Origin of the sequence: Pseudomonas fragi, from assembly GCF_900105835.1 — a bacterium.
GTDB lineage: Bacteria > Pseudomonadota > Gammaproteobacteria > Pseudomonadales > Pseudomonadaceae > Aquipseudomonas > Aquipseudomonas fragi.
Genome location: NZ_LT629783.1, coordinates 1,915,916 through 1,928,115, shown reverse-complemented (window position 1 = coordinate 1,928,115; position 12,200 = coordinate 1,915,916). Strand labels below are relative to the sequence as shown.

At 60.1% G+C, this 12,200-nt stretch carries 7 protein-coding genes; 5 read left to right on the top strand and 2 right to left on the bottom strand.

The genetic code is table 11. The features are described 5' to 3' along the window. Positions 1–42: 42 nt before the first annotated feature. The 5 genes from BLU25_RS08770 to BLU25_RS08750 all read left to right on the top strand — a co-directional run bounded on the left by BLU25_RS08770 (position 43) and on the right by BLU25_RS08750 (position 5,326). Positions 43–951, top strand: a complete 909-nt coding sequence (locus BLU25_RS08770) for a carbohydrate ABC transporter permease (protein WP_016782076.1) — start codon at positions 43–45, stop codon at positions 949–951. Then, positions 944–1,780, top strand: a complete 837-nt coding sequence (locus BLU25_RS08765; protein WP_016782077.1) for a carbohydrate ABC transporter permease — start codon at positions 944–946, stop codon at positions 1,778–1,780. The genes BLU25_RS08770 and BLU25_RS08765 overlap by 8 nt, the downstream gene beginning before the upstream one ends. Positions 1,781–1,783: 3 nt before the next feature. Next, positions 1,784–2,944: an ABC transporter ATP-binding protein gene (locus tag BLU25_RS08760; RefSeq protein WP_083369600.1), complete on the top strand. Its 1,161-nt coding sequence runs from the start codon at positions 1,784–1,786 to the stop codon at positions 2,942–2,944. An 83-nt stretch (positions 2,945–3,027) separates the two neighbouring features. Further along, positions 3,028–4,365, top strand: a complete 1,338-nt coding sequence (locus tag BLU25_RS08755; protein WP_029611558.1) for a carbohydrate porin — start codon at positions 3,028–3,030, stop codon at positions 4,363–4,365. A 97-nt stretch (positions 4,366–4,462) separates the two neighbouring features. Next, positions 4,463–5,326: a D-hexose-6-phosphate mutarotase gene (locus tag BLU25_RS08750; protein ID WP_016782079.1), complete on the top strand. Its 864-nt coding sequence runs from the start codon at positions 4,463–4,465 to the stop codon at positions 5,324–5,326. A gap of 163 nt (positions 5,327–5,489) precedes the next feature. Here BLU25_RS08750 and BLU25_RS08745 read toward each other — a convergent pair whose 3' ends face one another. Both BLU25_RS08745 and BLU25_RS08740 read right to left on the bottom strand, forming a co-directional pair. Continuing rightward, positions 5,490–10,769, bottom strand: a complete 5,280-nt coding sequence (locus tag BLU25_RS08745; protein ID WP_016782080.1) for a SpvB/TcaC N-terminal domain-containing protein — start codon at positions 10,767–10,769, stop codon at positions 5,490–5,492. A 412-nt stretch (positions 10,770–11,181) separates the two neighbouring features. Continuing rightward, on the bottom strand, positions 11,182–12,042 hold the full coding sequence (locus tag BLU25_RS08740; RefSeq protein WP_169845242.1) for a MurR/RpiR family transcriptional regulator: 861 nt from the start codon (positions 12,040–12,042) through the stop codon (positions 11,182–11,184). Positions 12,043–12,200: the final 158 nt, after the last annotated feature.

Below are 12,200 nucleotides of genomic sequence, written 5' to 3'. Positions count from 1 at the left end.
CTGCATTGGCAGATGCCGGCATACCCTGCCGGGAGTATTTCGATGAGTTCCGTGGCTGTGTTCAGCAAGGCCTCGCCCTTTGATGCGCTGCAGCGCTGGTTGCCCAAGCTGGTTTTGGCACCGAGCATGCTGATCGTGTTGGTCGGCTTTTATGGCTACATTTTTTGGACGTTTTTGCTCTCGTTCACCAACTCCAGCTTTATGCCCAGCTACCAGTGGGTCGGCCTGCAGCAATATGCACGGTTGATGGCCAACGACCGCTGGTGGGTTGCCAGCAAGAACCTGGCGGTGTTTGGCGGCATGTTTATCGTCATCAGCCTGGTGATCGGCGTGTTCCTGGCGATACTCCTCGACCAGCGGATCCGCAAGGAAGGCTTTATCCGCACCATTTATCTGTACCCGATGGCGCTGTCGATGATCGTTACCGGTACAGCCTGGAAATGGCTGCTCAACCCGGGGCTGGGCCTGGACAAGATGCTCCGTGACTGGGGCTGGGAAGGTTTTCGCTTTGACTGGCTGCTGGATCAGGACCGGGTGGTGTACTGCCTGGTGATCGCGGCGGTATGGCAGGCCTCCGGGTTTGTCATGGCGATGTTCCTGGCCGGGTTGCGCGGGGTCGATCAGTCGATCATTCGTGCCGCCCAGGTCGACGGCGCAAGTTTGCCGACCATCTACCTGCGTATTGTCTTGCCGAGCCTGCGCCCAGTGTTTTTCAGCGCCTTCATGATCCTCGCGCACATTGCCATCAAGAGTTTCGACCTGGTGTCGGCGATGACCGCCGGTGGCCCGGGTTACTCCTCGGACTTGCCCGCGATGTTCATGTATTCGTTCACCTTCAGCCGTGGGCAAATGGGTGTGGGTTCTGCCAGTGCGATCATGATGCTGGGGGCGATCCTGGCCATCCTCGTGCCGTATCTGTACTCCGAGCTGAGGAACAAGCGCCATGATTAATACTCAGCGTTTTACCTTCAGCCGTGTGGCGATCTACGCCACCCTGATCCTGGCGGCGGCGGTGTACCTGGTGCCACTGGTGGTGATGCTGCTTACCAGCTTCAAAAGCCCCGAAGACATCCGCACCGGCAACCTGCTGAGCTGGCCGCAAGTGATCGACGGTATCGGCTGGATCAAGGCCTGGGACACGGTGGGCGGTTATTTCTGGAACTCGGTGAAAATCACCGTGCCAGCGGTACTGATCTCGACCTTTATCGGCGCCATGAACGGTTATGTCTTGTCGATGTGGCGTTTTCGCGGCTCGCAGCTGTTTTTCGGCCTGTTGCTGTTCGGTTGCTTCCTGCCGTTTCAAACCGTGTTGCTGCCGGCCTCATTCACCATCGGCAAACTGGGCCTGGCCAATACCACCACCGGCCTGGTGCTGGTGCACGTGGTCTATGGCCTGGCCTTTACCACGCTGTTTTTCCGCAACTACTACGTCAGCATCCCGGATGCGCTGGTCAAGGCTGCGCGGTTGGACGGTGCAGGCTTTTTCACGATTTTCGGGCGCATCCTGCTGCCGATGTCGGTGCCCATCGTCATGGTCTGCCTGATCTGGCAGTTCACTCAAATCTGGAACGACTTTCTGTTTGGTGTGGTGTTTGCCAGTGGCGATGCGCAGCCGATTACGGTGGCGCTCAACAACCTGGTCAATACCAGCACCGGCGCCAAGGAATACAACGTGGACATGGCTGCGGCCATGATCGCGGGGCTGCCGACGCTGCTGGTCTACATCTTTGCGGGCAAGTATTTTCTGCGCGGGCTGACGTCCGGCGCGGTCAAGGGGTAAGGCATGGCGACTCTCGAATTACGCAACGTAAATAAATCCTACGGCAAGGGTTTGCCCGACACGCTGAAAAACATCGAGCTTAAAATCGATGACGGCGAGTTCCTGATTCTGGTCGGGCCTTCGGGCTGCGGCAAATCGACCCTGATGAACTGCATTGCCGGGCTTGAGACCATCAGTGGCGGGGCGATCCTGGTGGACGACGCCGACATCAGTGGCATGAGCCCCAAGGACCGTGATATCGCCATGGTGTTTCAGTCTTATGCGCTGTACCCGACCATGAGCGTGCGCGACAACATCGCCTTCGGCCTGAAGATCCGCAAGATGAGCGCTGCAGCCATTGATGAAGAGGTGGCGCGGGTGTCCAAGCTGCTGCAGATCGAACACCTGCTGGGCCGCAAGCCCGGCCAGTTGTCCGGTGGTCAGCAGCAGCGGGTGGCCATGGGCCGGGCGCTGGCGCGGCGGCCGAAGATTTATCTGTTTGACGAGCCGTTGTCCAACCTCGACGCCAAGCTGCGGGTCGAGATGCGTACCGAAATGAAACTGATGCACCAGCGCCTGAAAACCACCACCGTCTATGTGACCCACGACCAGATCGAAGCCATGACCCTGGGCGACAAGGTGGCGGTGATGAAGGACGGCATCATTCAACAGTTCGGCACCCCGAAGCAGATCTACAACGACCCGGCCAACCTGTTTGTCGCCAGCTTTATTGGCTCGCCGCCGATGAACTTTATCCCTCTGCGCTTGCAACGCCGCGACGGCCGTTTGCTGGCCCTGCTCGACAGCGGCCAGGCGCGTTGCGAGCTGCCGCTGGGCATGCAGGACGCAGGGCTGGAGGACCGCGATGTGATCGTGGGCATCCGCGCCGAGCAGATTGTGCTGGCCCCAGCCGAGGCCAATGGCCTGCCGGTGATTCGCGCCGAAGTGCAGGTTGTAGAGCCAACCGGCCCGGACACTCTGGTTTTTGTCAGCCTCAATGGCATCAAGGTGTGCTGCCGCCTGGCCCCAGACGATGCACCTGCGGTCGGCCAGAGCCTCAATTTGCAGTTCGATCCTGCCAAAGTGCTACTGTTTGATGCGAATACGGGTGAGCGTCTGGGGGCGATGAGCTCGCCCCAGGCTCAAGGCCGGGCTGATAACGTGGCGCAATTCAAGGGTCGTTAAGTCAACAGGGAGCCTGTTACCGGGCCTCCTTGAGTGGTGCCGCGTTAAACAAAGCCAATAAGAAAACAACGAGGATTTAAGGGATGACTAACAGAATGACCCGTACCCGTCTGGCTTGCCAGCTGTCGGCCATTGTGGCGCTGAGCCTGGGTGCAAGCAGTGTCTACGCTGACGAAGCGTTCAGTGCCGATTCGAAATGGATGACCGGCGACTGGGGCGGTGAGCGCACCAAGCTGATCGAGCAGGGTATCGACATCAAGGCCGATTATGTCGGTGAAGTGGGTGCCAACCTGCATGGCGGCTACAACGACGACAAGACCGCGCGCTACAGCGACCAGTTTGGCCTGGGCGTAGCCCTGGACCTGCAAAAGCTGTGGGGCTGGGACAACACCCAGGCCAAGATCCAGCTGACCAACCGTAATGGTCAGAACATCTCCAATGACCGTGTCGGTGATCCGCGTGCCGGCACCCTGAGCTCCTCGCAGGAAGTCTATGGTCGTGGCCATATGGTGCGCCTGACCCAATTGTGGATTCAGCACCAGTTCCTCGATGGCAAGCTGGACGTCAAGGCCGGTTATTTCGGCGAAGGCGAAGACTTCAACACCTTCCCGTGCGAATTCCAGAACCTGGCGTTCTGTGGCTCGCAAGTGGGCAACTGGGCCACCAACCTCTGGTACAACTGGCCGGTCAGCCAGGCGGCACTGCGGATCAAGTACAACATTACCCCTGAGCTGTACGCGCAAATCGGTGCCTACAACCAGAACCCGTCGCAACTGGAGCACGGCAACGGCTTCAAGCTCAGCGGCAGTGGCACCAAGGGCACCGTATTGCCGGTTGAACTGGTGTGGTCGCCCAAGGTCAACGACCTGCCGGGCGAATACCGTGTCGGTTACTACAAGAGCACTGCGCCTGCCGATGACGTGAAGGTCAATATCACCACTGATGGTGAAGACTACCGCGTACGCGACAGCAAGCACGGTTACTGGTTTGTCGTGCAACAGCAGCTCACCAGCCACAACGGTGACGCTGCGCGCGGTCTGCATATCGCGGCCAACGCCACCTTCCACGACAAGGCCACCAATATCGTCGACAATTACCAGTCGCTGATGTTCGTGTACAAGGGCCCGTTCGATGCCCGGCCCAAGGATGACATCGGCATTGGCGCCGCCCGTATCCACGTTAACGACGACGTGAAGAAAAGCGCCGAGCTGATTAACGCTTCCATTGGCGCCACCGACTACAGTGACCCGCTGTACACGCCGCTGCGCAACACCGAGTACAACTACGAACTCAACTACGGCTTCCATGTGACCAACTGGCTGACGGTGCGTCCAAACCTGCAGTACATCACTCACCCGGGTGGTGTGGACCAGGTAGACAACGCATTGGTGGCCGGACTGAAAATTCAGTCGACGTTCTAAATGCGCTAAGCTCCTTGTTTTCCCAGCGGATAGCCTTGGCTATCCGCTTTTTTTCGGGGCTGCACACCTCGGCGCATGAATTTCAGGACTGCGGCACATGCATGAGCATCCGCTTCACCGTTTTTTCAAATCCAGGCGTGAGCAGCCGATCTTCCAGTGGGAGCGCTTTCAGCAGCGCGACGTGCTGGTGATCGACCATCCACATTGCCAGGCGGTGTTCAGCCGTCAGGGCGCACAGTTGCTGCACTTCAAGCCAACCGGGCAGAAACCCTGGCTGTGGTGCGCTGCCAAGTGGCCGCAGGTGGGTGCGATCCGCGGTGGAGTACCGATCTTCTGGCCCTGGTACGGTCGCCACCCCAGTGAGAACGCATGGCCATCCCACGGCTGGGCGCGCTTGATCGACTGGAAACTGCTCGACAGCAGCAGTGACGAAGAAGGTGTGAGCCTGCACTGGCGCTTGCAGTTGTGCGATTGGCAGGTGGATTTGCATGCGCGCCTGGGCGAAGAAATGGAGTTGCGCCTGAGTACTGAACACCAGGACGACGAACCCTGCCAGGTGAGCCAGGCGCTGCGCGCGTATTGGCGTATTGGTGATGTTGCCGAGGTAGCGCTGTCTGGCCTGGACGGGGTACACGGCTACGACCAGTTGAACCGTGAGGTCTGCCAGCAGAAGGGTGAATTGCGGGTGGCGGGGGGGTGTCAGCGGGTATTCCAGCATGAGGGGGAAATGCAGCTCAATGATCATGCCTGGCAACGGGCCTTGAGCATCGACACGGGTGATCAGGGCAGTACAGTGGTCTGGCATCCTGGCAAGCGGCCGTTGCTGGGCGTGAGCTGGAACGAAGTGATGGGTTTTGTGTGCGTGGAGTCCACCAGCGGCGGCACCCATAACCAGGCCCTTGCCCCGGGTGAGCAGGCGCATTTGAGCTTGCAGGCGCGGGCGGGGTTGGTGGAGGCTTGAGGCGCTACTGGCTCAAGGTGTAATTGCTCAATGCAAAATTGAGCTGTTTTTTCAGCCCTGATCACTTGTGTAATCAGGGCTGAAAAACGTGTACACGCAGCTGTAAATATCGCTTTAAATATAGAACCGCCCTTTTTGCGGCACGCCTTGACGACACTCACCGTTAAAGTGGAGGGTTGGCACTGTTCAGGATCCCCAGGGTTTTGACCGGGAAGGCCAGCGCCTGTGTGGGATCGCTGCCCGTGAAGGCCACCTTGAACGTCACCTCGAGGGTGCAGCCGTCAGCCAGTTGCTGCAGATAGGCGGCGCCGGCGACTTTGCGCAAGTAACCTCGATTGACCTCGGTACCATTCACTGGAGTGGCAGTCCATAACGTCAATATGTGCGGTGAACCATCGGCTTTCTGACCTTCCAGGCTCAGCCAGACTTTCTGGCCGATAGCGATAAAAGGCCAGGTGAGGATATCGACATTGACCCCGTTGGGGGCCAGCGCAATATCCAGTATTCCGCCAGTTTCCTTTTCCACAGAGATTTTATTGCTGATCTGCGCCATGGGAAGCGTGGCGATGTTCAGGTTCAGCACCTCCGATTGGAGAAGTCCGCCAGCACGGCTCACCCTGTAGCTCACTTCAACGGTTCTGCCCAGGTTGGCCCCTACCGCGTTCTTCGGTATGTCAAACAATACCCCTCCGCTCAAGTTGCCCGGTTTTTCCGCCAGGGCCGGGGTGCCTGCTCCTTCCGCGCCTGTCCAGTTCAGGGTGATTCTGTCGGTCGGTAGCATGCCCGGGTATTCAACCTGCACAGTGACACCCGTCAGGGCTTGCATCGGCTCAAGCTGGTCGCCCTGTGCCTGCACGACCGTTGCCGCTCTTAAGCTGTCCAGCATTTCCTGATACAGATCGTTTTCATCCTCGGCGATGCTGTACCAGGTCAGGTAGGTCTGGCGGCGCCAGTAGCCACTGGCGGTGATGGTCTGGGTAGGGCGGCCCAGGGGGTCGTAGAACTGCTGGTCGCAGTAGCCGAACAGGCGGAAGGACTCATCGTTGATGTAACGATGATGGTTGGCGAAGTAAGGCCGATAGACGCGAACCGCCAAGCCTTTGTTGTTGTATTCCACCCGTTCGCTGACGCGCCAGCGCTCGTTGGCCTGCACCTGTTGCGGCTCGCCTGCGAGGGTTTGCAGGTTACCTTCGTCGTCGACGGCGTAAGCCAGGCCCGCCTCGACTTTTTGTTTGCTTTGCAAGGCGCGGCCAAAGCCATCCGCGGCGCTGATCTGCATCCGTACTTGCCGTTGCAGGTCGCCCGGGTAACGGTCAGCCTGCAGCACTGCCGACCAGGCCGGTTCACGAGGCAAGGCCAGCAGGGCCTGGCAGGTCGGCGCAGGCAACTGATCTGGCGGGTACTCACCCTTGGCCAGGCGCGCTCGCGCACTGGCGCGCAAATAGCCGCCGGGCATCAGCACGCCCAGCTCCACGCCATTGGGCAGCAGGGTCTGCGCCGCCTGGCCCATCCAGCTGCAGGGCTCGTAGAACATGGCCGCGGCCATATCGCCCATGACCGTGCTGTCGGCGATGGCATGGTGTGCGCTGGCAGGTACCCATGTATGGCTGGCCATGTTGGCAAAGCCCACATCGATGGCGGCCTGGCTTGCTTCATCCCATTCCGTGCCCCAGAAAGTGGTCAGCACCACGCGGCCCATCGCGTCATAACGGGCTTCGCTGACATTTTGGTTGGGGTCGCGAATCCATTTGGCCTGCAGCGTGCTGTAGGTATAGATCACGTCAGTGATGCCGCTGTCAGGCGCCGTGAATCGATCAGGCAGCAACCACAGGTTGTCATAACTGACTCGGGAAGGGGTGACCCACACCACCGGCTTTTGTTCGAGCAGCAGGTTGAAGTGTTCGACGCCGGCGAAGGTTGAATAACCCGTGCGTGACGCCCACAGGTTGATGCCGGTATCGACGGTATTGCTCGCCGGGCGCCATTGGCCGACGTCTGTATAGCCCGCCGCTGCGAGCCGGGCGTTGACCTGCTCCGGGGTGGCACCCAGCAGGTTGGTTTCTGCGCCCTGATCATCTTTCACCACATAGGCTTGCAGGGCTGTGGCGTCCAGCTCGGCCTGTTCACTGTATTCAGGCAACGCATCAAAGTTGACTGTTCCGTCCGCGCAACCCTGGTACTGCACGCGGCTCTGGCCCGCGAGGATGCGCTGGCCATTCAAAGGCGTTGTGCCCAGTGGCGATTGCGGGCCAATAAAGGCTTCGTAGCCGATCTGCTCAATTGACGGGATAACGTAGGCGGTCTGTTGGCTGCGGTAGGGCAGACCGAGGCGCAGGTAGTCGGTCTGCCTGACATGCAGCAACCGCACCTGTGATTCACTCAGGTAGAAGCACTGTTGGGCATCATCTCGGGCATCTTGCCACCAGCGCCGCAAGTGGGCGTGCTCGACATCATCGGGGTAGGGCGGGAGGATGTCGGCCCGACGCGCACAGGCAACGGATACGCTGTGTGTGACGCTGCCATAGTCATCGATGGCCAGATTGATCTGGTGCTGGCACAGCGGGTCATCGGCCTGGCGCTCGTAGTTCAGGCTGCGCTGCTCGAAGGCCACAGGCAGCATGATGCAGTAGCGGTCGATGTCGCTGCGGGCCTGCAGCAGGCGTACGCCATAGCGGTTTTGGGTCACGCTGTAAGGCACGGGGTTGCCGTCTGCGCCGAGGGTCTCGGAACGCAATACCGAACCGCTCAATGTGCGGGCCGCGTCATGCAGGGTCGAGGCGTCCCAGTCCGTGTGGAGTTGCTCGGTGCCATCAATGCGTTGGGTACACAGGGTGTCGCCCAGCGGGGCCAGCCGTTCATCACCGTCCCAGCCATCGTCTGCTGGCATGTGCAGGGCCTTGCCCGTATGGAACCAGGTCTTGCTCAGTACCGGCGCAGTAAACCCCTGGCCTTCGGCGCTGGCGGAGGATGTCTCGGTATCAGTTTGCAGCAACAGGCCGAAGCCGCGAAATTCCCGCTCCGCGCCATCGTAGTAGGCGTGCCGGTAGCTGAAGAACTGCGCCAGATGGTTGCCGGTGATCTGGTCCAGTTGGTGCTGCTCACTCACGACATGGATTGGAAAAGGCATTTCGGCGTTTGCCTGGGACGGGTCTGGCAGTTGGGCTTTCTCGTCCAGCCATTCCTGGGCCGAGGAGCGATAAACAACTTCGCCCGAGGTGCCCATGTTGTTGTCGGTGGCACACAGCAGATACGGTTTGTGGCCAGCCACAAAATCGCAGCGCCAATGGTCGGGGGCAAGTGCCGGCAAGTGTGTGTGGCTGGTCACCACCAGGCTGGAGCAGCCCAACCCCTGCAGGTCGGCCACGCTGATGCTGGTCAGCGAGTCGTAGCGCAGCCCGGCAGGCAAGGCGAGGGTGACAGGCGGCGCGAAGCCGTGCCCGCTGAGGTTCATAAAGACCTGCACCGAACCGCTTTGCCAGTACAGGATATCGGCCGCGCCGGAACCATCCAGGTCGGCAAGGCGGATATGGGCCGGGTTGAATTCGCCGGCAAACTCGAGTTTGCCAAAGTTGACCGGCTCACCGAATCGTCCGCCTCCCAGGTTGGGCCAGCAGCTCACACCTTGCGCGCAGATGCGTACCAGGTGCTGTTGCCCCGAGCCCAGCAGATCACTGAACGCCACCAGATCGTAGCGTTCGTCGCTGACCACCGGCAGGGATGTTTCACCTGGCTGGCGAGCCACCTGCAGCGGGCTGTCGAACCCGCGGCTTTGCTGATTGGCATACAGGCGCACGCTACGCGTGCCGATCATCGCCAGATCGGACAGGCCGCTGCCCATCAGGCTGGCCAGTTGCGACTGCGGGCTGAAAAACTCGCTGGGGAAGGCCGCGAAAGGTGTGAAGTGCCGCCATTGCCGATGGCTGTCCAGGGTGAAAAACCCCGCAAGTGCAGGCTGGGCCAGCAACCAGTCGAGCTGGCCGTCGCCAGTGATATCTGTAAGCGCCTGGATCGTGGATGAGCCCAGGTTAGCCACGGGGATATGTTCGAGCCGCTCGCGGGGCGCATACGTCACGGCGTCTTGATGCTGGCCCGGCACTGGGTCGCGGATGGGGCGCCGGTAATACCAGGCGTTTTGCAGGCAATAGAGGATCCCGGCCAGGCCGTCACCGTACAGATCCACCAGTTGATAAAGCCCGGCATCAATACCCGGATCCTGCCGGGTGGACTGCGCGGCAAAAAACGGCGAGAAACTTGCGGACTCGCCAGTGAGGGTAAATGTGCTGTAGGCAAACTCCAGGGGCGGGTTAAATTGCGCATCCGCCCCGGCATATCCAATCACATGGGCAGCCGTCAGCAAGGAGGCTGCCGGCTGCTGGTTGTATTCCAGTTGCAGGCGCTGAACCAGCACGGGCTCGTCTTGCAGCAAGACCGGGCCGCTGTTGCCCGGGCCATCAGCGCACCAGTGAAACATCAGTACCTGATGGCACAGGCGCAGCGTGCGCTCTTCGAACCCGTAGCGGTAATTGCTGGTCGGGTCGGCGCGAAGCGGCCACTCGCTACCCGGGGTGCGAGGGTAAAGGGGCGTGGTCGTCAGTCGGGTGTCGGCCTCGCCATAATCAAACACCAGATCGAACAACCATTCGGGCACTACCGTTTGTTGCAGTACATAAGGCACCCGATCGCCCGTCAGGTTGCCGTAACGCGCGCGTTGCAGGTAACGATGGGTACTGCTGTCACGCCCTTGCCAGGCAACGGCGGTCGGGCCTGTCAGAGTGTTCAGGGATTTATCGTTTTCAGATAGGTATTCGTACAACACATGCTCGCCATTGGCGGCGACGGACTCTTCAAGAAACCACTCGGCCACCCAGGTCGAGGCACCCTGGCGATGTTGCAGACGCGCGTTTTCATTGTGGCCATACACATGGGCGGAGCCATCGGCGAGCTGAATCAGCCAGAACGAACCGGTTGCGCCAACATAATGCTCGAGGGTGCTGAATTCGCCTTCCACCCGTGGTCGGTAAGCGGTGACGGCATAGTTGCCGGTCAACGGCCGGCCGCGAAAAGCCGAGGCAGTACGCGTTGCGGGCTGGCCGCTGGCATTGCGCACCGGTAGCAGCACATCGCCGGAGGGGGACAGGTAAACCGGCTCGGCCATTTTGCCATTGCTGTCGGGTTCGTACTGGGGGGTGCCCTTGCTGGTTTGCCGACTGATGCAGGGGCGGTTGATTGACCAGCCCTGGCCGAACTCGGTGCGCCCGCCGGCGCTGCTGTAACTCAGGCTCAGGGCCGGGGCATAACCGCGCCCGGCGGTTATGGGCAAGGGGATGGCCACCGAGGCAGCCCCGGTCATGCCAACCGCTGCCCAGCCTTTGCCGAGGCTTTGAATCGCCCCGCCGCCTTTGGGCAGTGAGGGTGCAGAAATGCTGAGCGGTTCTTGAGCCATGATGATGAACTCCTGCAGGGCGAGAATTGCTTGAGGAACGGGACGCAACGGAAGGGGTGCAGGAGTGGCCGGGAGCCATGAACGGATGTTGGCAGTTGTTTGCCCGGCAATCGGAGCGTGGGTTGCCTGCTTTTTTATCAGGCAGGCAGACGCTGTAAACCGAACGCCGGGCAAGTGCCCAGGACGTTACCGTCTCGTTTGACCCTGCTGCAAAATGGCCCCGAGGAGTTCACGATAGGGCTGATTACAACACTTGTAACCTGTCAGATCTGACAGTAAAGAAGAAGGCAGAACGCGCCAATTAGCCTGCTTTCTTATAAAGCTGGGCATGGCGCCTACGACAGGGGCAGAAGAGGGCGTAGCCGATTGTCGGGCAGACGAATGCGGCTACAAGGGGGCGGGGCAAATACTGTCAGTTGAACTCATCACCGACCGGGTAGCGGCTGGCGTTGAGGCTTTCCTTGATTTTGCGCAGGTGCGGCTGGAAGTCCACGCCACGACGCAGGGTCATGCCGGTGGCCAGTACATCCAGTACGGTCAGCTGAATGATGCGCGAAGTCATGGGCATATAAATGTCGGTGTCTTCAGGCAACGGGATATTCAGGCTCAGGGTACTGGCCTTGGCCAGTGGCGAATTTTCCGCGGTCAGACCCAGCACCGAGGCACCGTTGGCGCGGGCAATGCGCGCCACTTCCACCAGTTCACGGGTGCGACCGGTGTAGGAAATAATTACGAACAACTCACCGGTATGTGCCACCGAGGCGATCATGCGCTGCATCAGCACGTCGGCATGGGCGGTGACGGCCAGGTTGAAGCGGAAGAACTTGTGTTGCGCATCCAGTGCCACTGGAGCGGATGCGCCCAGGCCAAAAAAGTGGATCTGCCGGGCCTGGATCAGCAAGTCGACAGCGCGGCTGATAAGGTTGGGGTCCAGTGCCTGGCAGGCACTGTCCAGGGAGGCGATGGCGCTGCCGAAGATTTTTTGTGTGTAGGCAGCCGGATTATCGTCAGCCTCGACGGCACGGCTCACGTAAGCTGCGCCGCTGGCCAGGCTTTGTGCCAGTTGCAGCTTTAATTCGGGGTAGCCGCTGACGCCAAATGAACGGCAGAAACGGTTGACCGTCGGCTCGCTGACCGATGCCGCCTGCGCCAGCGCAGCGATGCTGAACCGGGTCGCCTGCTGCGGGTTCTGCAAAATGATTTCGGCCACTTTGCGCTCGGCCTTGTTCAGGTCTTCGAGGCGGCCCTTGATCTGTTCGAGTAAATTTCGCACGCGGTCCATTTATGATCCTTGGGTCAGCGATGCAAGAACCGGGCTAAAGCGGTTCTGAGAGGTGGCCTATCCTACTGGTGGCCCGGGACGACCACTAGCAGGAATCTGTATTTTCAGAAAATGTTGTGTTTATTACTACATTTTTCCTTGAGTGATAC

Excerpts from the sequence above, each read along its gene's own strand:
- BLU25_RS08770 (WP_016782076.1), top strand. The coding sequence starts at position 43 with ATGAGTTCCGTGGCTGTGTTCAGCAAGGCCTCGCCCTTTGATGCGCTG.
- BLU25_RS08765 (WP_016782077.1), top strand. The coding sequence starts at position 944 with ATGATTAATACTCAGCGTTTTACCTTCAGCCGTGTGGCGATCTACGCC.
- BLU25_RS08760 (WP_083369600.1), top strand. The coding sequence starts at position 1,784 with ATGGCGACTCTCGAATTACGCAACGTAAATAAATCCTACGGCAAGGGT.
- BLU25_RS08755 (WP_029611558.1), top strand. The coding sequence starts at position 3,028 with ATGACTAACAGAATGACCCGTACCCGTCTGGCTTGCCAGCTGTCGGCC.
- BLU25_RS08750 (WP_016782079.1), top strand. The coding sequence starts at position 4,463 with ATGCATGAGCATCCGCTTCACCGTTTTTTCAAATCCAGGCGTGAGCAG.
- BLU25_RS08745 (WP_016782080.1), bottom strand. The coding sequence starts at position 10,769 with ATGGCTCAAGAACCGCTCAGCATTTCTGCACCCTCACTGCCCAAAGGC.